The sequence below is a fragment of the Janthinobacterium sp. genome (genome assembly GCF_031995485.1).
GTDB lineage: Bacteria > Pseudomonadota > Gammaproteobacteria > Burkholderiales > Burkholderiaceae_D > Janthinobacterium.
This window is the reverse complement of sequence record NZ_DAMAGB010000006.1, coordinates 33356-53032: the sequence shown is the minus strand read 5'-3', so window position 1 is coordinate 53032 and position 19677 is coordinate 33356. Positions and strand designations below refer to the sequence as shown.

Here is a 19677-nt window from a genome sequence, read left to right as displayed (position 1 = left end):
CTGAAGGGTATTCATGTCTCGTCTGAAAAAATGCGCTGCTGTCGCCATCGTGCTGCTGCTCTTCGCCCAGCGCGCGGCCGCCGAACAGCTGCCGGTGGTGGCCAGCTTCAGCATCCTGGCCGACCTGGTGCGGGTGGTGGGCGGCGAGCGTGTCAGCGTTACCGCGCTGGTGGGACCGGACGCCGACGCCCACGCGTTCGATCCCACGCCGCAGGATGCGAAACGCCTCGCCCGCGCACGGCTGGTGGTGGTCAATGGCCTCGGCTTCGAAGGCTGGCAGCAAAGACTGGTGCAGGCTGCCGCCTACAGGGGCGAGGTGGTGGTGGCGTCCAGCGGCGTCAGGCCGCGCGGCCATGCGCACGAAGGTGAGCACGAAGGTGGCCACGACCATGGCCATCTCGATCCGCACGCCTGGCAGGACCCGCGCAATGTCATCATCTATACCGCCAATATCGCCGCCGCGCTGGCGCGTGCCGATCCGGACGGGGCCACCGTCTACCGCGCCAATGCGGCCCGCTACCAGCAGGCGCTGCGCGAACTCGATGCGTGGGCAGCCAGCCGCTTTGCCGCCATTCCTGTACAGCAGCGGCGCGCCGTGACGGCCCATGCGGCGTTCGACTACCTGGCCGCGCGCTACGGCCTGCGGCTGACGGCGCTGCAGGCCTTGTCGACCCACAGCGAGCCGGGCGCGCGCGCCATGGGCGAACTGGTACGGCGCCTGCGCGCCGACGGCACGGTGCCCGTGTTTGCGGAAAACCTGCACAACGCCCGCCTGCTGCGCCAGCTGGCCGGCGAGGCGGGGCTGACAATCGGCGGCAAACTGTATTCGGATGCGCTGTCCGGTGCACGCGGCCCGGCGCCGACTTACCTGGCGCTGATGCGCTACAACGTCGACCAGCTGGCGCGTGGCATGCAAGGCAAGTGACGCCAGGCGATAATGGCGCCTGGACTTTTCAGGACATGGCATGAATGCACAGGCGGCCGCACCGGCCCATCCCATCGAGGCGCGCAAGGCGCGCTGGATCGCGCTGCTGGTGGCGGGCGCTTTTTTCATGGAAAACCTCGACGGCACCGTGATCACCACGGCGGTGCCCGACATCGCGCGCTCGTTCGGCGTGGCGCCGCTGGACTTGAATATCGGCGTCAGCGCCTATCTGCTGACGCTGGGCGTCTTTATCCCCATCAGCGGCTGGGTGGCCGACCGCTTTGGCGCGCGCAAGGTGTTCGCGGCGGCGCTTGCGCTGTTTACGATTGCGTCGGTCCTGTGCGGCATGGCCGACGGCCTGCCGGAATTCGTGCTGCTGCGCGCCTTGCAGGGCGTGGGTGGCGCCATGATGGTGCCGGTGGGGCGGCTGGTGGTGCTGAAAAGCACCCCCAAGGAAAAACTCATCTCCGTGATCGCCACGCTGACCTGGCCGGCGCTGGTGGCGCCCGTGCTGGGCCCGCCCCTGGGCGGCTTTATTACCAGCTACAGTTCGTGGCGCTGGATCTTTTACCTGAACCTGCCACTGGGGCTGCTGGCGCTGTGGTTTGCCTGGCGTCTGATTCCCGAGCATGTCCCGTCCGAGCGCAAGCCGTTCGATACGACGGGGTTCTTGTATGCAGGCGGCGCGCTGCTGTCGCTCACCTGGGCCGCCGAAACCCTGAGCCGGCCCGCTGCGCCGTGGGCCGAGGCGGGGCTGTTCTTTGCCATCGGCGCGCTGCTGGGATACCTGGCGGTGCGCCATCTGCGCCGCGCCGCGCATCCGCTGATCGACCTGCGCACCCTGGGCACGCCCACCTTTGCCGTGGCCATTTACGGTGGCTCGCTGTTTCGCATGGCGATCGGCGCCGTGCCGTTCCTGCTGCCGCTGCTGTTCCAGGTCGGTTTTGGCCTGAACGCTTTTCACTCGGGCATGCTGGTGATCGCCGTGTTTGCCGGCAACCTGATGATGAAACCGGCCACTACCGGCATCCTGCGCCGCTTCGGCTTCCGGCCGGTGCTGCTGGTGAACGGCGCCATCAATGTATTGTCGCTGCTGGCCTGCGCCTTCCTGACGCCCGCCACGCCCATCTGGCTGATCGCCCTGGTCCTGTTCGTCGGCGGCCTGACGCGCTCGATGCAGTTCACGGCCTACAACACGATCGCCTTTGCCGACATGGCGCAGGCGCGCATGGCAGCCGCCAATACCCTGTTCAGCACTGCCTTCCAGGTCGCCATGGGCCTGGGGGTGGCGCTGGGCGCGCTCGGCGTGCGGCTGGGGCACTGGCTGTCGCAGACGGTCGGCATGGGCCAGATGCCGGCCGCCGAGTTCCGCCTGGCGTTCGTGCTGGTAGCCTTCGTCAGCTTGCTGGGGATGATCGACAGCTGGCGCCTGCAGGCGGGGGCCGGCGACCACCTGTCCGCGAAAAAACCGGCCTAGGCCGCAAAGCCGCCGTCGATCTTCAGCCCGGCGCCAGTGACGAACGCCGCTTCCTCGCTGGCCAGGTAGGCCACCATGCCGGCGATTTCGTCGGCCGTGCCGTGGCGCGGCAGGGCCATCAGGCCATGCATCAGGGTGGCGAAGTCGCCGGTCGGCGGGTTCATGTCGGTGGCGACCGGACCCGGTTCCACGTTGTTGATGGTGATGCCGCGTGGACCAAGGTCGCGCGACAGGCCCTGCGTCAGGCCCGACAGGGCCGACTTGCTCATGGCGTACGCTGCCGCGCCGCCGAACGGCATGCGGTGCGCATTGGTGCTGCCGATATTGATGATGCGCGCGCCCGACCGCATGTGCGCCACGGCGGCCTTGATGGCGACAAACACGGCGCGCACATTGACGGCCAGCGTCTGGTCGAAGTCCGCCAGCGAAAAATCGTCGATGGCGCCGGGCAGGAATACGCCCGCGTTATTGACCAGGATATCGAGGCGGCCGGTGCGCGCCGCTGCCGCATCGATGGCGGCGGTGAGCGACGCGGCGTCGGCGGCGTCGGCCTGCACGGCCTGCGCCTGGCCGCCTTCGGCCTCGATGGAGGCGACCAGCGCTGCGGCCACGCTGGCCGAACTTTGATACGTGAACACGACCTGGGCGCCCTGGCGCGCCAGGCGGCGCACGATGGCCGCGCCGATGCCGCGCGCGCCGCCGGTGACAAACGCGGTTTTGCCGGTGAATGGCAGGGTCGTGGTGGTGTTGGTAGCGGTCATGATGGGCTTTCAGTCAGTGAGTAAGGAGTACACAGTATCTTCCTCCGATTGCATGCGCGGTAGCCATCAATCGCTACAATCACTTTCAATGATCAGTATCAAATGACGCGGTAGAATGGCGGCATGGAAGCGCTCAATCATTTGCAATCGTTCGTGCTGTCGGCCGAAGCAGGCAGCTTTTCGGCGGCCGCGCGCCGCCTGGGATTGACGCCGGCCGCCGTCAGCAAGAACGTCGCGCGCCTGGAGGCCAGCCTGGGCCTGCGCCTGTTCCAGCGCAGCACGCGCAAGCTGACCCTGACCGAAGGCGGCGAGCGCTTCCTGCAGCAGATCGGCGGCGCGCTGGCCACTCTGCACGCAGCGATTGCCGACGTCAGCGAGGAGGGCGGCCAGCCGGCCGGTATCCTGAAAATCAGCCTGGCGCCGTCGTTCGGCCGCAGCTACGTGGTGCCGCTGCTGGCCGGATTCATCCACCGCTATCCTGGCGTGATTCCCGACTGCCATTTCGACAACCGCCAGGTGGACCTGGTCGGCGAAGGCTTCGACGTGGCCATCGGCGGCGGCATCGAACTGACGCCAGGCGTGGTGGCGCGCGAACTGGGCCACGCGCATATCGTCGCCACCGCGTCGCCCGCCTTCATGCGCGGCAAGGCCATGCCCAGGCACCCCTCGGAGCTGGCGCAATGGGATGGCGTGGCGCGCCGTTCGGCCGGCAGCGGCAGGCTGCGCAGCTGGATACTGCGCGATGGCAAAGGGGGCGAAGGCGTGGCCGAATGCCGGCCGCGCGCCATCTTCGACGATCCGGAAGCGATGGCGCAGGCGGCGATTGACGGCGTCGGCGTGGCGCTGCTGCCGATGCCGCATGCGCTGGCGCATCTGCGCAGCGGTGCGCTGATCCGCCTGCTGCCCGGCTGGCGCGCCGATTCCGGCCCACTGTCGCTATACTATCCGAGCAAAAAACTGTTGCCGGCCAAGACGCGCGTGTTCGTCGACTACCTGCTGGAGCAGTTCCGCCAACAGGATTTTGCGGCGCAGATGACACCCGATTAATTCAGAAGCTTGCTTGATGACGACTGACTACAGCCTGTTCTACCAATACGACGGCGATCTGCCGGCACGCTTTCGCGAAGTGCGCGTGTTCGATGCCACCGTCTGGACGGCCGCTGGCGCGGCCATGACCTGGGGCGAAGACGCGCGCACGGAGCACGGCAGCGCCGCCGAGGCGCAAGCGGCATACGAGGCCGCCTGCGCGGCCGCGCTGGCCGATGGCTACACGCTGGCGCGCGCCGCCACCATCGATCCTGCGGTATTTGATGCACCGCTGCTCAAAACGCTGCTGGTGGCCGCCACGCGCCAGGCCGTCGCCATTGTTCGCGCCGCCCATCCCGGCCAGCATTTCAACGCCTGGGCGCTGCTCGGCGACGACAGCGCCATGACCATTTCGCTGCTGGCCAACAGCCGCGAAGCGCTGGCAAGCGCGGACGACGAAAACGAGATGTTCTGGAACCCCGGCGAATGGCAGTTCGACGAGGCCGGTGCCTGCTTTGACAGCGCCTACCGGCTGCTGTTGCAGGCGCACCGCGATTTGCCGTTCGAGGTCGATTTTGACAAGTTTCGCGCCAGTGCGTTCGAGGCGTGCATCGCGGCCCTGGAGCAACTGGCGGCGCAAGGACTGTTTGGCACGGGCGTTGAACGCGAGGCGACGCTGGTGCTGTTCGAGGTCAGCGACAGCGAGGAACTCGATGGCGTGATGGAGCGGCTCAATTCGCCGCAGATGGTCAGGCGGCTCAATGACTGGATGGCCAGCTGGGAGGAGTAAACTTTTTAACCCAAAAGCAAATTCCGGGGTCGGACCCTGCAGGGTCCGACCCCGGCCTTTCCGCTGTGGGGGGTGATAATAAAGCGCGCTATTTCCCCACCAGCACAATGCGCGTAATCTCCGCCGGCGCCCCCAGCCGCATCGGCGGGCCCCAGTAGCCGGTGCCGCGGCTGATGTAGATCTGCAGCCGTCCGCGCCGGTGCAGGCCCGCCACATACGGCTGCTGCAGCGGCACGAACAGGTTCCACGGCCAGAACTGGCCGCCGTGCGTATGGCCGGACAGCTGCAGGTCGTAGCCGGCCGCCTGCGCTTCCACCACGCTGCGCGGCTGGTGCGCCAGCAGGATGCGCGGAATGTCCGTTGGCGCGCCAGCAATCGCCGCCTGCGGGTCGCTGCGCTGGTCGGGATGGAAATGGGCTGCGTTGAAGTCGGTCACGCCGGCCAGCGCCAGGCGGGCGCCGGCGTGGTCGATGATCACATGTTCGTTCATCAGCGCTGTCAGGCCGATGCGCCGGAACTCCGCCACCCACGGCGTGGCGCCCGAATAGTATTCGTGGTTGCCGGTAACCAGGTACACCCCATGGCGGGCGTGCAAGGTGCCCAGCGGCGCCGTGTGCGCGCCCAGCTGCGCCACCGTGCCGTCGACGACGTCGCCGGTGATCGCGATCACGTCGGCGTTCAGGCTGTTGGCGCGCCTGACCATCTTCTCGACCCAGTTGCGCTTGATGGTGGCGCCCACATGGATATCGCTCAGCTGCACGATGGCAAAGCCATCCAATTGCGCTGGCAGGCCCTCGATCACCACCCGTAGCTGCTTGACGCGCGCCACGCGGCGGGCGTTGACAAAGCCGATCAGCGTGGCCAGCAGGGCCAGTCCCAGCACGGCAATGGCGCTCGCTTCGGCGTGCAGGCGCGCCGGCGGATACAGCATCGCCAGTTCGCGCAGCACGCTCAACACGAACAGCGACGAGAAAAAGCCCATGCACAGCGAGCCGGCCCAGCTCAGGCGGTCGGCCAGGCGCGGATTGCCGGTGACGGAACGCGCAAACATCGTCATCGGCATCAGCATGGTTGACGCCAGCAGGATGGCGCCAGCCAGCAGGAAACCGGGCAGGCCGATCGGCAGGGCGGGCAGCAGCAGGAAGCCGAGCACGGCGTGCAGGGCGCCCAGGATCATCGTGATGCGCAGCAGTGGCGGGCGTATGCTCATGGGGTACTCATGGGTGTCTTGTCGTCAGGGTTCGAGTGCGCTCGCGCCGACGTAGGCGGAACTGATGCGCGCAAAGGTGCCGTCCTGGCGCATGCGCCTGAAGACGCGGTCGAAGGCGGCCGCCAGCGCGGCCGAGTGGGCGCTTTTGCGAAACACGATATACGTGTCGAAGCGGCTCAGGGGCGGCGCCAGCCGGGCGATGCCGGCCAGCTTGAGCTGGCGCACGGTGTACAGGCCGACGTAGCTGTCGGCCAGCACGGCGTCGATACGGCGCAGCGCGAGCTTCTGGAAGTTGGCCGCATCGCTCTGGACTTCGGCGATCTTCCAGCGGCCGCTGGCCACGCCATCGGCGATCTCGTCGGGCAGGCGGAAGCCGGCGCGCACGCCGATCACCTTGCCGGCCATGTCATCCAGGTGGCTGAACGGTTTCGCGCCGTCGCCCTGGCGCACGAACAGCGCGTATTCGGTCGGCTGCAGCGGCACCTTGCCAAATTCGAGGTATTGTTCGCGCTGCGGCGTGCGGCTCATGGCGAACGCGCAATCGACGCTGCCGCCCGGCTTGGCCAGTTCGGTTTCCAGGCGGCGCCACGGCATGGCGGTAAACGATATGGCAATGCCCAGGCGGCTGGCCGCTTCGCGCAGCATGTCGACGTTCAGGCCTTCGATGCGGCCGTCGTTCTGCATGAAGTAGGGCACGAAGATATCGTCGTGGCAGGCCAGGCTGGCCGGCAATGTCTCGGTCAACGGGGCCGGCGCGGGCACCGCCGTCACCGCCGGCGCGGCCAGCACCATCGCCGGCATGGTCAGGCAGGCCAGCGCCAGGCGCCGGCACCATGGGTGCAGCTTGAAGGTAGCGATGATACTAGCGCCCGACATGCAGTCCCAGAGTGGCCAGCTTGCCGAAATCGACCGGCTTGGCGAAATGGTCGTTGAAGCCGGCGTCGAGTGCGGCGCGCCGGTCGTGTTCCTGGCCATAGCCGGTCAGCGCGATCAGCAGGAAGTTCTGCGGGATCGGCAGGGTGCGCAGCTTGCCGGCCACTTCGTAGCCGCTCATGTCGGGCAGGCCGATGTCGAGAAACACGATATCGGGCTTGAACTGATACGTGTGTTCGACCGCCTGCGCGCCCGTGTAGGCGGTGCGCACTTCGTGGCCGTCCAGTTCCAGCAGTTCGGCCAGCGTATCGGCCGCGTCTTCATTGTCGTCCACGACCAGGATGCGCTTGCTGCTGCCGGCCACCGGCGCCGCTTTGGCAGCGGCCTGCTCCGGCACCTCGAAGTCGAGCGGCAGGATCACTTCAAACGTGCTGCCCAGGCCCACGCCGGGGCTTGTTACCGATACCTGGCCGCCGTGCAGTTCGACCAGGTTGCGCACCAGCGACAGGCCGATGCCCAGACCGTCCTGTACCCGGTCTGGCGCATGGCCGCTCTGTTCGAACAGGCCGAAAATGGTGTCGATGCTGGCGGCGGCGATGCCGATGCCGTTATCGCTCAGGCGGATATGCACTTCGCTGCCCACGCGAGCGGCGGAAATGCCGACGACGCCGCCGGGCGCGGTGAACTTGGCCGCATTGAGCAGCAGGTTGGCGACGATCTGCGACAGGCGCACGGCGTCGCCGCGCACCCACAGCTCTTCCTGCGGCAGGTCGACCGACAGCGCGTGGCCGCGTCCGTCGAATACATGCGAACTGGTCTCCAGCGCGCTGGCCATGAAGCTGGCCAGGCTGACGCGCTCCCATTGCAGCGAAATCTTGCCCTGTGAAATGCGCGATACATCGAGCAGGTCGTCGACCAGACGCACCAGGTGATCGGTATGGCGCGTGATGGTGCGGCGCGCGTTTTCCTGCATTTCCGGCACCACCGGATCGAGCTTGCGCAGCAGCGCCAGCGCGGTGCGGATGGGTCCCAGCGGATTGCGCAATTCATGCGCCAGCGTGGCCAGGAATTCATCCTTGCGGCGGTCCACTTCGCGCAGCTCGCGCTCGACCCGGCCCAGGCGCAGCAGGGCCTTGACGTTGGCGATCAGCTCATCGGGCTCGATCGGCTCGACCAGGTAGTTGTCGGCGCCGCCATCGAGCGCGCGGATCTTGTCGGCCGTGCCGATAAACGAGGCCGATGTCTGCAGCACCAGGATGGTATTGGTCTCGGGGTTGTCCTTGAGCCGGCGGCACACCTCCAGGCCGTTGATGTCGGGCAGCTTGACGTCGAGCAGGATCAGGGCAGGGCGGTCCTTGGCCGCGCGCACCAGCGCGTCGCCGCCGTTGGACGCCTCGATCACGTTGAAGCCGGCGCGCGTCAGGATGCGCGACTTGGCGTAGCGCGCGCCGTCGCTGTCATCGACATTGAGTATCAGTGCATCACTGTAGTTATGCGGAGGCATGCTTGTCCCAGGTTGAATTGCCATGCGGCGCGCCGGATTCCGGATTGTTCTCTTGTCTGGCGCCGCTGTGGCCTGTCAGTGCGCGCAGGTTCGACAGCAGCTGCTGGCGCAGCATCGGCTTGACGTAATAGGCGTCAGCGCCCAGCGCCAGTCCCTTGCGCGGATCGTCGATTTCGGTCGCGACAATGACCGGCACATGGCGCCGCAGCGGATCGTTTTTCAGCTCGGCCAGCCAGTGCCAGGCGTTTTCGCCATGCAGCATGATATCGAGGATGACGGCGGCCGGCGGTTCCTGCTCCCACTGCTCGACCGCTTCGCGCACGCTGCGCGCGGTCACCAGGCGAAACTCCGTGCCGTCCAAAAATTTTTCGTACAGCAGGCGGATCGGCGGATTGTCCTCCACCACCAGCACCGGCATGCGCTCATCGTCTGCCAGAGCGGCAACCGGTTCGGCCACCGGCTCGCCGCCGTCTGCCGGCAGGAATTTGACCGGCAGCGTCACGGAAAACAGCGAACCGACGCCGGGCGTGCTTTGCACGGCCACACTGCCATGCAGCAGGGTCGCCAGGTTGCGGCACAGCGGCAGGCCGAGACCCGTGCCCTTGACGCGGCGCTGCAGATGATTCTCCACCTGGCTGAATTCCTCAAAGATCAGCTTCTGGTCCTCGGTGCTGATGCCCAGGCCCGTGTCGGAGACGGAAAAGCGGATCGCGCCTTCGCCCGGCAGCGGCGTGGCGCTGACGATGATGGCGCCCGCTTCGGTAAATTTCAGGGCGTTCGAGATGAAATTGCGCAGGATCTGCGACAGCTTGCCCTCGTCGGTATGCATTTCCAGCGCCGGATCAGGGTCGATGAAGGTCAGGTTCAGCGATTCGGATACCAGCAGCGGGCGCAGCATGCCGCGCAGGGCGCTGAACAGATCCCCTACATTGAAGGTGTTGGCGTGCACGTCGACCTTGCCCGCCTCGATCTTGGCCAGGTCCAGCAGGTCGTTCACCAGGTCGTTGAGGCTGACGGCGCTTTGCAGGATGAACATCACCTGCTTTTCCTGCTCGCCCGACAGCTCGCCGTCGACGCGGTCGAGCAGCAGCTTGGACAGCGCGCGGATCGAACTGAGCGGCGTGCGGAATTCATGGCTCATGTTCGATAAAAAGCGCGACTTCATCTGGTCGGCGCGGCGCAGGTGGTCGGCCTTTTCATCGAGTTCCGCATACAGCGCCACCACGCCGCGGTTGGTGTCTTCCAGTTCGCGCGTCAACTGCAGCAGGTCGTCCTGGCGCGTCTTGAGTTCGGCCAGGGTCGACATCAGCTCCTGGTTCTGCTGCTGCACCTCGGACAGCGTGATATCGGACGGCAGCGCCTGCAGGCTGCCGCTCAAGGCGCCGATCTTCGGGCCATCGAGCACGGGCGCCTCGCGCGGGAACAGCTTTTGCAGCGTGATTTCCGTGCCCTTGCCCGGCACGCTGTGGATATGGAAGCGGTCCATCAGGCGCCGCGCGCCAAGTATCCCCAGGCCCATGCCGGTTTGCGACTGGTACTGGCCGGCCAGGATCCGATCGAGCTGCTCGATGCCGGGACCGCGGTCCTCGATGCGGATCGACAGCACCTGCGGCGCCGTATTGCCTTCGATCGCGAAATGGATCTTGCCGGTGACGGCATAGTTATAGACGTTGCGCGCCAGTTCCGACACGGCGGTGGCGATGCGCACCTGGTCCTGCACGCCAAAGCCGCACAGGCCGGCGATCTGGCGCGCACGCTGGCGCGCCCCGACCACGTCGAGTTCATTGCTGATGACTGCCGTCAGAATGCGCTGGCTCATGCGTCACCCGTGTGTTCGTCGCCGATTGCCGCGTGTTCGCGCAGCGCCACCACGCTGACATCGTCGCGCCCGCGCGTGAAATCGCGGTACAGCACGCCGGCGATCAGGGAAGGGTGGCACTGTGCCAGGCCCGGATACTGGTCCAGGTCCCAGCGCGTATGCAGGCCGTCCGAATGCATCACCAGCAGCATGCTGCTCTTCCACGGATGGACGAATTCCTGCACCTTGCGCAGGTTGCTGCCGACGATGCCGTTGTGCGACAGCAGATGGCGGCCCTGTCCCGCATCGAAGGCGCAGGCGGCGATATTGCCCACGCCCGCAAAGCGCAGCTCGCCGCGCGTGCTGTCGATATGCGCCACGGCCATGGCCGCGCCGCGCGTGCCGTTCAGCGCGCCGTGCGCCAGTTTCAGGAAGTTGCCGGGCAGCGGCGGCAGGCCCGGCGAGCAGGTGTCCAGCAGCGCGCTGGCTGTCTCGGACGCCTCGGCCGCCATCGGACCGTGGCCCAGGCCGTCGGCCATCATCAGACTCAGTTCATCGGCCTGGCAGACCACGTTCCAGGCGTCGCCGGAAACTTCTTCCGACGCCAGCGGCAGGCAGACGCCGCCGATCTGCCAGTGCGGGGCGGGGGGTGTGGCGGCACTGGCTGTCGCGCCCCATACCACCATCCTCAGCGCGGTGCCCAGGCCCGGCATCGAATACAGATCGAATTCCTGGCTCAGGCGGCGAATCGCGCCCAGGCCGACGCCGTAGGTGCCGGCAGTGGAGTGGCCGTCTTCCATATACTGGCGCACATTGCGCATGCCGGGCCCCTTGTCCAGCGCCAGCACTTCGATGCCGTCGGCGCCGCCGCGCGTGACCTTGCGCAGCAGGATTTCGCCGTGGCCGGCATGCTTGAGGATATTGGTGGCCGCTTCGCTGATGACGATGGCCAGCTGGCCGGCGCGTACTTCGTCAAAGCCCACGCGCCGCGCCAGGGTATTGCCGGCGCGGCGGGCGGCGGCGATCTCGCTTGGTTCGCCGATGGGAAAACGTTGTTGCCTGAATGCGTCAGGCGAAAGTGCAGCGAGGTTCAAAACAGCTTCCATTTCACAATGGTGACGGTCGTGCCGGCACCGGGTGTGGTGTCAATCTCGAAATCGTCGGACAGGCGTTTTGCGCCGCCGAGCCCTAGTCCCAGGCCGCCGCCGCTGGTGTAGCCATCCGACAGCGCCAGCGCGATATCGGCAATGCCGGGACCCTGGTCGCTGAAACTGAGCTCCAGGCCTTGGCGGCTGCCATCGCGCAGATAATTGATGCGGCCTTCGCCGCCACCGCCATAGCGCAACACATTGCGCGCCAGTTCGCTGGCGGCCGTGATGTACTTGGTCTGTTCGACCAGGCCGAAACGCATGGCGATCATGCTTTCCCGCACCTGCTTGCGCAGGCGTACCACGTCTTCATCCGTATGCAGGGGCAATACCTGCGTTTCGCCGGGGACGCTCATGCGACACCTGCAGGTCTTGCCTTTGCCGGCGAGATGGCGCGCTCACGCGCGATCAGTCCCACAGGCTGCCTCGTTCGAGCAGCTTGATCCCCAGTTCCACATTCAGCGCCGTGCTGACGCCTTCCAGCGTCAGGCCCAGCTCGACCAGCGTGATGGCGACGGCCGGCTGCATGCCGACCACCACCGTGCGGGCGTCGAGGATCTTGGCCATCGCGGCCGTGTTGCTGATCATGCGGCCGATGAACGAGTCGACGATATCGAGCGCGGAAATGTCGATCAGCACGCCAGTGGCGCGATCCTTCACGATGCGCGCCGTCAGGTCATCCTGCAAGGTCATGGCCAGGCGGTCATGCATGTCCACCTGGATCGTGACGAGCAGCAGTCGCCCCATCCGTAAAATGGGAATTCTTTCCATGGGCGCCTCAGTTCTGTTGTTGCGAGTAGGTGATGGTGGAACCGGTGCGTTTCAGCGCCACCACGAAGGCGTCGGCCAGCGTGGCCTTGGTGATCACGTCTTCCAGGTTCACGCCCAGGTGCACGATGGTTTGCGCGATCTGCGGACGGATGCCGCTGATAATGCAGTCGGCGCCCATCAGGCGGGCGGCGGCGATGGTTTTCAGCAGATGCTGGGCCACCAGGGTGTCGACGGTCGGCACGCCGGTAATGTCGATGATGGCGATCAGGGCGCCCGTGTCGACGATTTTCTGCAGCAGGCTTTCCATCACGACCTGGGTACGCGCGCTGTCGAGCGTGCCGATCAGGGGCAGCGCCAGCACGTTCTGCCACAGCTGCACCACCGGCGTGGACAGTTCCAGCAATTCCTGTTGCTGGCGCAGGATGACCTGCTCGCGCGCCTTCTGGTAGATTTCAATCGTCAGCAAGCCCAGCTTGTCGAACAGGTTGCTGGTGCTGACGATGGTGTCGCTCAGCTGTTGTGGGTTGTCACCCAGTGCCACGCGCAGGTAGCCGAACAGCGGTTCCTTCAGCGAGAACACAAAGCTGGCGGTGTCGATCGGCGAATGGCCCTGGCGCACGCGCGATTGCGACATTTCGCTCAGCAGCTGGCGTGTATCGTCCCAGGCGCGTGTCTCGATATCGAACGAGCCGCTCGATTCGAGCGCACCGGCCAGCAGCGGCAGGAATTGCGATGCCTGCTGGCGCAGCTCGTTTTCCGCATTCTTGTCGCGGCGCATCAGGCGGCCGATCAGGTCGGCCATCCAGCCTTCCAGCAGTTGCGTGTGGTGTTCGCTGATAATGCTGGCCAATTGCTTGGCCTGGCCGGCGCCCGTCTCTATGTTCATGCTCATCCTTGGCTGGTGTGTTTGGTTGTTTGCCGCTGGCCTGGTGCCCCTGTTCAGGCAGGGGCGCCGGCTACGGTCTGTCGTGCCCGATTATAAACGCGGCGATTCATTTTATTATGTTCTCTGGCGAACATTAGGATAAAAAGACCGGACTTTTTTTGCCCGGCTGCGGTTTTAAGGGTGGCCGCCGACAATCACCTTGCCTTTCGCATGGCCTGTCTCGACATATGCCAGTGCCTCGGGCGTGCGCGCAAACGGAAAAACGCTGTCGATCACGGGCCGGATCACGCCCGCGTCGACCAGCGCGGCGAGCTGCTTCAGCTGCGCGCCATCGGCCTGCATGAACAGGAAGTCATACCGCACCTGGCGTTGCCGGGCCAGGCGCCTGACCCGGGCGCTGAGCAGCCGCACGGCCAGCCGCAGCAGCCATGGCGCGCCGATGGCGCGCGCAAAGGCGGGGTCGGGCGGACCGGATAGCGACACCAGCCGCCCGCCTGGCCTGAGGACGGACAGCGATTTGAGCAGCGTGGCCGTATCCTGGCTGTGCAGCACCACGTCGTAGCCATGCAGCAGGGCGGCAATATCGTCGTTTTTGTAGTCGAGCACCAGGTCGGCGCCCAAATCCTTCAGCCATGCGGCATTGGCCGCGCTGGCGGTGGTGGCGACATGGGCGCCCAAGTGTTTCGCCAGTTGAATGGCGATGCTGCCCACGCCGCCGGAACCGGACTGGATGAACACTTTTTCGCCGGCCTGCAACTTGGCCACGTCGACCAGCGCCTGCCAGGCCGTCAGGCCGACCAGCGGCAGCGACGCCGCCTGTTCCATCGACAGCGTGGCCGGTTTCTTCGCCAGCGCGCTTTCCCTGACGGCGATGCGCTCGGCAAAGGCGCCGATGCGCAGGTCGTCCGGCCGCGCGTATACCTCGTCGCCAGGCGCAAAGCGCGTCACGCGCGCGCCGATGGCCAGCACGGTGCCGGCCACGTCATGACCGAGTACCAGCGGCAACTTGTAAGGCAGCAGCAGCTTGAATTCGCCATGCTTGATCTTCGCGTCGAGCACGTTGACGCCGGCGGCCCGCACTTGCACCAGCACGTCGTCGGCGGCCAGCGCCGGTTCTGCCACCTCGGCCAGGCGCAGCGGCTGTTTTTTTCCATATTTGTCGAGTAACCAGGCTTGCATGGCTCACCCCTCCAGGCGCAGGTCTTTGCGCACGCCCGCGTCGAGCATGCGGGCAGGGGCGAAGCGGCGCAGCCACTGCATGCGCCGCGCCAGTCCCGGCGTGTAATGCAGTTTCGGTGCTGGCGCGGCGGCAGCCCTGACGACGATGGCAGCCACTACTTCCGGCCCATCGGCGCCGGCCAGCACCTGCTTGACGCGCTGCCCGACTTTTTCACAGATGGCGCGGTAGGCCGGCAAGGGCGCGTCGGGCGCCATCAGGTTGGCGTCGAACGGGGTGTTGATATACGCGGGTTCGACCACCGAGACGCGCACGCCCATGGTGCGCAACTCATGGTCGAGCGCCTCCGAGTAGCCGGCCACCGCGTGCTTGCTGGCCGAATACAGGGCCATGTAGGGCATCGGCAGGAAACCCAGTACCGAGCCGATATTGATGATATGGCCGCTGCCCTGCAGGCGCATATGTGGCGCCACGGCGCGCGTCATGCGCACGATGCCGAAGAAATTGGTGTCGAAGATGGCTTGCGCCTGTGCCAGCGAGCTTTCTTCGGCCGCGGCCGGCGCCACGCCGAAGCCGGCATTGTTGACCAGCAGGTCGATGCGTCCGGCGCGCTGCAGCACGTCGTCCACCAGCGCCGCGACCGAGGCGTCGCTGGTGACGTCGAGCGCCAGCATCTCGATGCCTGGCGCCGCATGGGTGGCGGCGCGGCGGCTGGTGCCGAAGACCCGGTAGCCGGCCTGGGCCAGCTGCTGCGCCGTGGCCTGGCCGATGCCCGATGAGGCGCCCGTGACGACGGCGACGCGTTGTGCTGCTTGATGCATGGAGTACTCCCTTGTAAGGATGGTGGTGCGATGGGCTGCAAAGTGTTACTATCTTTTTAGTACGAATATTACTATCATTTTGAAAGTAAAAGTAAACGCCAGCCATGAATACTGAAAATACTTCCGCCCGCTCCTGTCCCATCGGGCGCAGCCTGGCCGTGTTCGGCGACGCCTGGAGCATGCTGATTCTGCGCGACGCCCATGCGGGTCTCACGCGCTTCGACCAGTTCCGCAAGAACCTGGGCATCGTGCCGACCATGCTGACGCGCCGCCTGGCGGCATTGACCGAAGAGGGGCTGCTGGAAAAACACCGCTATTCGGACAGTTCGCGCGAAGAATATGTGCTGACCGAGGCCGGCCGCGACCTGCTGCCCGTGCTGTTTACGCTTGGGGAGTGGGGGCGGCGCCACCGCTGCGAGGGTGAATTGGTGCGCATTGTCGACGCCGAAACGGGGATCGACGTCAGGCCGGTGGTGATCGATGAAGTGACGGGTGCACAGATCGGCACCCGGCCACTGCGCGTGCTGAACCCCTAGCGGGTCTTTTTGTCGCGCACTGACGCGCTTGCAGCCTGTGGCTTTAAAGATGTAGATTATTTGCATGTTTAAGCAAAAACCGCTACACTGGCTTCACTTCACCAGAGAGAACGAAACGGCAACGACCATGAATATCGACAAATTCAAGCATGAACACGTGGCCATCCTGGCCGCCATCGACAATCTGCGCAACCTGGCGCGCGCCGGCGTGGCCAGGCAGGCGCAGGCCATCGCCGAACAGATCGTCGCCATGAGCGGCATGATCAAGCTGCACCTGGCCGTCGAGCAGCGCTATCTGTATCCGGCCGTGCAGGCCTCGGGCGTGGCGTCGGTGGCGCGCATGGGCCATCGCTATGAAATGGAAATGCAGGGCATCGCCGGCGACTACCTGGCCTTTGCCGCGCGCTGGAATACGCCGGCGCGCCTGGAACTGGAACCCGAATCGTTCCGCAGCGAAGCGAACAGCGTGCTGCATGCGCTGTACCAGCGCATGCGCCGTGAAGACACGGAGCTGTATCCGGCCGTCGAAGCCATCTGACCAGACACCACCCAACCATTCACACCCAGGAGTTCCCCATGCTGACCCAAGACCAACGCGCCATCGTCACCGCCACCGTGCCCATTCTCGAACAGGGCGGCGAAGCGCTGACACGCCATTTCTACAAGGGCATGTTCCGCGACTATCCGGAAGTAGCGCCGTACTTTAACCAGGCGCACCAGCACAGCGGCGAGCAGCAGCGCGCGCTGGCCAACGGCGTGCTGGCATATGCGCGCCATATCAACCAGCTCGATGCGCTGGGCGGCCTGGTGGCCACCATCATCAACAAGCATGTGGCGCTGCAGATCCGTGCCGAACACTATCCGCTGGTGGGCGCCAGCCTGCTGAAAGCGATCCGCGAAGTGCTGGGCGAGGACGTCGCCACCGACGCGGTGATCGAAGCCTGGGGCGCGGCCTACGGCCAGCTGGCCGAAATTTTGGCCGGCGAGGAAGGACGCATCTACAAGGAACAGGCGAATGCGCCGGGCGGCTGGAGCGGCGCGCGCGATTTCACGGTCGTGAGCAAGGTGGAAGAGAGCGCGGAAATCACCTCGTTCCTGATGGCGCCTGCCGATGGGCTGCCGGTGCTGGCGTTTGCGCCGGGCCAGTATATCGGCGTGGTGGCCAGCGTCGACGGCGTGCCGATGCGGCGCCAGTATTCGCTGTCGGCGGCCAGCAATGGCGAGACCTACCGCATCAGCGTCAAGCGCGAGGCAGGCGGCAAGGTGTCGAACCATTTCCACGATCACGTACAGGTGGGCGACACGGTGCAGCTGACGCCGCCGTCGGGCGAATTCGTGCTGGCCGACAGCGACAGGCCGCTGGTGCTGATCAGCGGCGGGGTCGGCATCACGCCAACCCTGGCCATGCTGGCGCAGGCGCTGCGCGGCACGCGCCCGGTGCACTTCATCCATGCGGCGCGCAACCATGGCGTGCATGCATTCCGCGCGCAGATCGATGCGCTGGCCGCGCAGCATCCGCAACTGAAGCGCTATTACTGCTACGCCGAGCACAGCGGCGACGACCTCGCGCCGGATGCGGTCGGCCTGCTGAACCGGGAAAACCTGGCCGCCTGGCTGCCCGCGTCGCGCGATGTCGATGCCTACTTCCTGGGACCGCAGCCGTTCATGCGCGCCGTCAAAGGCTACCTGCGCGAACTGGGCGTGCCGGAGCAGCAGACGCACCATGAATTTTTCGGCCCCGCCAGTGCATTGAACTGAGGACGAAAAATTGCGCCCGCCGTAAGGGGCGGGTAAGCCTTTCCCTTTATTGTGATCCCAAGCTCGCTACAAAAGAGCATGGGTTCATATAAATGGAGGCAACAAATGCATGACGATCTGGTTCAAAAAATCAAGGGCGACCCGAATTACCACAAGCTGGTCAAGGTCCGTTCCACATTCGGCTGGTGGCTGACGGCCGCCATGATGGTGGTCTATTACGGCTATATCCTGCTGATCGCGTTCAACAAGGAGTTTCTCGCCACCAAAACCGGCGCAGGCGTGATGACCTGGGGCATGCCGATCGGCCTGTTCGTGATCGTCTTCACGGTGCTGGTCACCGGCATTTACGTCAGCCGCGCCAACAAGCAGTTCGACGACCTGACGGCCGCCATCGCCAAGCGGGTGGACGCATGAGCGCCGCCAAGCAGCTGCAGGGTGGCCTGGCCGCGTTGACATTGCTGGCCGCGAGCGGCGCGGCGCTGGCCGCCGGCGCCGACCTGGGCCAGGCTGTCAAGCAGCCGACCAACTGGACCGCGATCATCATGTTCGCCGTGTTCGTCATCTTTACCCTGTTCGTCACCAAGTGGGCGGCCGCCAAGACCAAGTCTGCGTCCGACTTTTATACGGCTGGCGGCGGCATCACCGGCTTCCAGAATGGCCTGGCGATCGCCGGCGACTATATGTCGGCCGCCTCCTTCCTCGGCATTTCCGCCGCAGTGTTCCTGAACGGCTACGACGGCCTGATCTACGCGATCGGCTTCCTGGTCGGCTGGCCCGTCATCACCTTCCTGATGGCCGAGCGCCTGCGCAACCTGGGCCGCTTTACCTTTGCCGACGTGGCAGCCTACCGCTTCAAGCAGGCGCCGATCCGCATTTTCTCGGCTTCCGGCACGCTGGTGGTGGTGGCGTTTTACCTGATCGCGCAGATGGTCGGCGCGGGCCAGCTGATCAAGCTGCTGTTCGGCCTCGAATACTGGATCGCCGTGGTGCTGGTCGGTACCCTGATGATGATCTACGTGCTGTTCGGCGGCATGACGGCCACCACCTGGGTGCAGATCATCAAGGCCGTGATGCTGCTGGGCGGCGCTACCTTCATGGCCGTGGCCGTGCTGGCGCAGTTCAATTTCAGCCCGGAAGCGCTGTTCGCCAAGTCGGTCGACGTGCACGCCACCAAGGAGGCCATCATGGGTCCTGGCAGTTTCATCAAGGATCCCATTTCCGCGATTTCGTTCGGCATGGCGCTGATGTTCGGTACCGCCGGCCTGCCGCACATCCTGATGCGTTTCTTTACCGTGCCTAGCGCCAAGGAAGCGCGCAAGTCCGTGTTCTGGGCCACCACCTGGATTGCCTATTTCTATATCCTGACCTTCATTATCGGTTTTGGCGCCATCGTGCTGGTCAGCACCAATCCTGAATTCAAGGACGCGGCCGGCAAACTGCTGGGCGGCAACAACATGGCGGCGGTGCACCTGGCCAAGGCGGTCGGCGGCAATGTGTTCCTCGGCTTTATGTCGGCCGTCGCGTTTGCCACCATCCTGGCCGTGGTGGCCGGGTTGACCCTGTCTGGCGCCTCGGCTGTCTCGCATGACCTGTACGCCACCGTCATCAAGAAGGGCAAGGCTACCGGCGCGAACGAACTGAAAGTGTCGCGCGTGACCACCATCGTGCTGGGCATTATCGCCGTGGTGCTGGGCATCGCCTTTGAAAAGCAGAACATTGCCTTCATGGTCTCGCTGGCCTTTGCGATTGCCGCTTCGGCCAACTTCCCGGTGCTGTTCATGTCGGTGCTGTGGAAAGACTGCACCACGCGCGGCGCCACCGTCGGCGGCTTCCTGGGGCTCATCACGGCAGTCGCCCTGACGGTGGTATCGAAATCGGTATGGGTCGACGTATTGGGCCATCCGGAAGCGCTGTTCCCGTACGCGTCGCCGGCGCTGTTCTCGATGACGGCCGGTTTCGTCGGCATCTGGCTGTTCTCGGTCCTCGACAAGAGTCCGCGCGCGCGCATCGACCGTGCCGGCTACGAAGCGCAGCAAATGCGTTCGGAAACGGGCATCGGCGCCTCGGGCGCCAGCGCGCATTGATCTGAACCGTCATATCCTGCGTCATCGCTGACGCAGCCACGCAGGGCCGGTGTTGCAACCGGCCCTTTTTTTGCTTGTTGAAACGGCCAAAAGAATGCCCTCAGGCCAACAATCATGGCATAGTTGCGCCCT

20 protein-coding genes are annotated in these 19677 nt (G+C 65.4%); 9 read left to right on the top strand and 11 right to left on the bottom strand.

Annotated elements, in window-relative coordinates; genetic code table 11:
• Positions 1-13 precede the first annotated feature (13 nt).
• Together RTQ46_RS06215 and RTQ46_RS06210 are read left to right on the top strand one after the other, a co-directional pair.
• On the top strand, positions 14-925 hold the full coding sequence (locus RTQ46_RS06215; RefSeq protein ID WP_312435282.1) for a metal ABC transporter solute-binding protein, Zn/Mn family: 912 nt from the start codon (positions 14-16) through the stop codon (positions 923-925).
• 40 nt (positions 926-965) lie between these two features.
• Positions 966-2402, top strand: a complete 1437-nt coding sequence (locus RTQ46_RS06210) for an MFS transporter (RefSeq protein WP_312435281.1) — start codon at positions 966-968, stop codon at positions 2400-2402.
• Here RTQ46_RS06210 and RTQ46_RS06205 read toward each other — a convergent pair.
• A complete protein-coding gene (locus RTQ46_RS06205) occupies positions 2399-3163 on the bottom strand; it encodes an SDR family oxidoreductase (protein ID WP_312435280.1) in 765 nt (254 codons plus the stop codon). The genes RTQ46_RS06210 and RTQ46_RS06205 overlap by 4 nt on opposite strands.
• A 123-nt stretch (positions 3164-3286) precedes the next feature.
• On the opposite strand from RTQ46_RS06205, the gene RTQ46_RS06200 reads away from it, so the two are divergent.
• Entirely contained in the window at positions 3287-4210 is a 924-nt protein-coding gene (locus RTQ46_RS06200) for a LysR family transcriptional regulator (RefSeq protein WP_312435279.1), read from the top strand.
• A gap of 16 nt (positions 4211-4226) precedes the next feature.
• On the top strand, positions 4227-4979 hold the full coding sequence (locus RTQ46_RS06195; RefSeq protein ID WP_312435278.1) for a DUF4303 domain-containing protein: 753 nt from the start codon (positions 4227-4229) through the stop codon (positions 4977-4979).
• An 88-nt stretch (positions 4980-5067) separates the two neighbouring features.
• On the opposite strand, the gene RTQ46_RS06190 is transcribed toward RTQ46_RS06195, so the two are convergent.
• From RTQ46_RS06190 to RTQ46_RS06145, 10 genes are all read right to left on the bottom strand, one after another.
• Complete coding sequence (locus RTQ46_RS06190; RefSeq protein WP_312435277.1) at positions 5068-6189, bottom strand: metallophosphoesterase; 1122 nt, start codon at positions 6187-6189, stop codon at positions 5068-5070.
• A 24-nt stretch (positions 6190-6213) separates the two neighbouring features.
• Positions 6214-7065, bottom strand: a complete 852-nt coding sequence (locus RTQ46_RS06185) for a transporter substrate-binding domain-containing protein (RefSeq protein WP_312435276.1) — start codon at positions 7063-7065, stop codon at positions 6214-6216.
• Entirely contained in the window at positions 7052-8566 is a 1515-nt protein-coding gene (locus RTQ46_RS06180) for a response regulator (protein WP_312435275.1), read from the bottom strand. Before RTQ46_RS06180 ends, RTQ46_RS06185 begins: the two co-directional genes overlap by 14 nt.
• Positions 8553-10385, bottom strand: a complete 1833-nt coding sequence (locus RTQ46_RS06175; protein WP_312435273.1) for an ATP-binding protein — start codon at positions 10383-10385, stop codon at positions 8553-8555. Before RTQ46_RS06175 ends, RTQ46_RS06180 begins: the two co-directional genes overlap by 14 nt.
• Positions 10382-11458 (bottom strand): ATP-binding protein/SpoIIE family protein phosphatase, encoded by a 1077-nt coding sequence (locus RTQ46_RS06170; protein WP_312435271.1) that lies wholly within the window; start codon positions 11456-11458, stop codon positions 10382-10384. Before RTQ46_RS06170 ends, RTQ46_RS06175 begins: the two co-directional genes overlap by 4 nt.
• Complete coding sequence (locus RTQ46_RS06165; protein WP_312435270.1) at positions 11455-11868, bottom strand: anti-sigma regulatory factor; 414 nt, start codon at positions 11866-11868, stop codon at positions 11455-11457. The genes RTQ46_RS06170 and RTQ46_RS06165 overlap by 4 nt, the downstream gene beginning before the upstream one ends.
• Positions 11869-11920: 52 nt before the next feature.
• Positions 11921-12283, bottom strand: a complete 363-nt coding sequence (locus RTQ46_RS06160) for an STAS domain-containing protein (RefSeq protein WP_065308606.1) — start codon at positions 12281-12283, stop codon at positions 11921-11923.
• Between the two features lie 7 nt (positions 12284-12290).
• Positions 12291-13169, bottom strand: coding sequence for an STAS domain-containing protein (locus RTQ46_RS06155; RefSeq protein ID WP_312435267.1), 879 nt, complete (start codon positions 13167-13169; stop codon positions 12291-12293).
• 174 nt (positions 13170-13343) lie between these two features.
• Positions 13344-14348, bottom strand: coding sequence for an NADP-dependent oxidoreductase (locus tag RTQ46_RS06150; protein ID WP_312435266.1), 1005 nt, complete (start codon positions 14346-14348; stop codon positions 13344-13346).
• Positions 14349-14351: 3 nt separating this feature from the next.
• Positions 14352-15167, bottom strand: a complete 816-nt coding sequence (locus RTQ46_RS06145) for an oxidoreductase (RefSeq protein ID WP_312435265.1) — start codon at positions 15165-15167, stop codon at positions 14352-14354.
• Between the two features lie 104 nt (positions 15168-15271).
• On the opposite strand from RTQ46_RS06145, the gene RTQ46_RS06140 reads away from it, so the two are divergent.
• From RTQ46_RS06140 to RTQ46_RS06120, 5 genes are all read left to right on the top strand, one after another.
• Positions 15272-15703 carry a helix-turn-helix domain-containing protein gene (locus RTQ46_RS06140; protein WP_312435263.1) on the top strand — a complete coding sequence of 144 codons (432 nt, stop codon included), beginning with the start codon at positions 15272-15274 and terminating at the stop codon, positions 15701-15703.
• A 127-nt stretch (positions 15704-15830) separates the two neighbouring features.
• Complete coding sequence (locus RTQ46_RS06135; RefSeq protein WP_312435262.1) at positions 15831-16241, top strand: hemerythrin domain-containing protein; 411 nt, start codon at positions 15831-15833, stop codon at positions 16239-16241.
• A gap of 38 nt (positions 16242-16279) precedes the next feature.
• Positions 16280-17461: an NO-inducible flavohemoprotein gene (hmpA, locus tag RTQ46_RS06130; protein ID WP_312435260.1), complete on the top strand. Its 1182-nt coding sequence runs from the start codon at positions 16280-16282 to the stop codon at positions 17459-17461.
• Positions 17462-17566: 105 nt separating this feature from the next.
• Positions 17567-17875, top strand: a complete 309-nt coding sequence (locus RTQ46_RS06125; protein ID WP_312435259.1) for a DUF485 domain-containing protein — start codon at positions 17567-17569, stop codon at positions 17873-17875.
• Positions 17872-19545: a cation acetate symporter gene (locus RTQ46_RS06120; protein WP_312435257.1), complete on the top strand. Its 1674-nt coding sequence runs from the start codon at positions 17872-17874 to the stop codon at positions 19543-19545. The genes RTQ46_RS06125 and RTQ46_RS06120 overlap by 4 nt, the downstream gene beginning before the upstream one ends.
• Positions 19546-19677: the final 132 nt, after the last annotated feature.

Bases quoted from the DNA above. Each gene is read 5' to 3' on its own strand.
- RTQ46_RS06215 (WP_312435282.1), top strand. From the start codon at position 14: ATGTCTCGTCTGAAAAAATGCGCTGCTGTCGCCATCGTGCTGCTGCTC.
- RTQ46_RS06210 (WP_312435281.1), top strand. From the start codon at position 966: ATGAATGCACAGGCGGCCGCACCGGCCCATCCCATCGAGGCGCGCAAG.
- RTQ46_RS06205 (WP_312435280.1), bottom strand. From the start codon at position 3,163: ATGACCGCTACCAACACCACCACGACCCTGCCATTCACCGGCAAAACC.
- RTQ46_RS06200 (WP_312435279.1), top strand. From the start codon at position 3,287: ATGGAAGCGCTCAATCATTTGCAATCGTTCGTGCTGTCGGCCGAAGCA.
- RTQ46_RS06195 (WP_312435278.1), top strand. From the start codon at position 4,227: ATGACGACTGACTACAGCCTGTTCTACCAATACGACGGCGATCTGCCG.
- RTQ46_RS06190 (WP_312435277.1), bottom strand. From the start codon at position 6,189: ATGAGCATACGCCCGCCACTGCTGCGCATCACGATGATCCTGGGCGCC.
- RTQ46_RS06185 (WP_312435276.1), bottom strand. From the start codon at position 7,065: ATGTCGGGCGCTAGTATCATCGCTACCTTCAAGCTGCACCCATGGTGC.
- RTQ46_RS06180 (WP_312435275.1), bottom strand. From the start codon at position 8,566: ATGCCTCCGCATAACTACAGTGATGCACTGATACTCAATGTCGATGAC.
- RTQ46_RS06175 (WP_312435273.1), bottom strand. From the start codon at position 10,385: ATGAGCCAGCGCATTCTGACGGCAGTCATCAGCAATGAACTCGACGTG.
- RTQ46_RS06165 (WP_312435270.1), bottom strand. From the start codon at position 11,868: ATGAGCGTCCCCGGCGAAACGCAGGTATTGCCCCTGCATACGGATGAA.
- RTQ46_RS06160 (WP_065308606.1), bottom strand. From the start codon at position 12,283: ATGGAAAGAATTCCCATTTTACGGATGGGGCGACTGCTGCTCGTCACG.
- RTQ46_RS06155 (WP_312435267.1), bottom strand. From the start codon at position 13,169: ATGAACATAGAGACGGGCGCCGGCCAGGCCAAGCAATTGGCCAGCATT.
- RTQ46_RS06150 (WP_312435266.1), bottom strand. From the start codon at position 14,348: ATGCAAGCCTGGTTACTCGACAAATATGGAAAAAAACAGCCGCTGCGC.
- RTQ46_RS06145 (WP_312435265.1), bottom strand. From the start codon at position 15,167: ATGCATCAAGCAGCACAACGCGTCGCCGTCGTCACGGGCGCCTCATCG.
- RTQ46_RS06140 (WP_312435263.1), top strand. From the start codon at position 15,272: ATGAATACTGAAAATACTTCCGCCCGCTCCTGTCCCATCGGGCGCAGC.
- RTQ46_RS06135 (WP_312435262.1), top strand. From the start codon at position 15,831: ATGAATATCGACAAATTCAAGCATGAACACGTGGCCATCCTGGCCGCC.
- hmpA (WP_312435260.1), top strand. From the start codon at position 16,280: ATGCTGACCCAAGACCAACGCGCCATCGTCACCGCCACCGTGCCCATT.
- RTQ46_RS06125 (WP_312435259.1), top strand. From the start codon at position 17,567: ATGCATGACGATCTGGTTCAAAAAATCAAGGGCGACCCGAATTACCAC.
- RTQ46_RS06120 (WP_312435257.1), top strand. From the start codon at position 17,872: ATGAGCGCCGCCAAGCAGCTGCAGGGTGGCCTGGCCGCGTTGACATTG.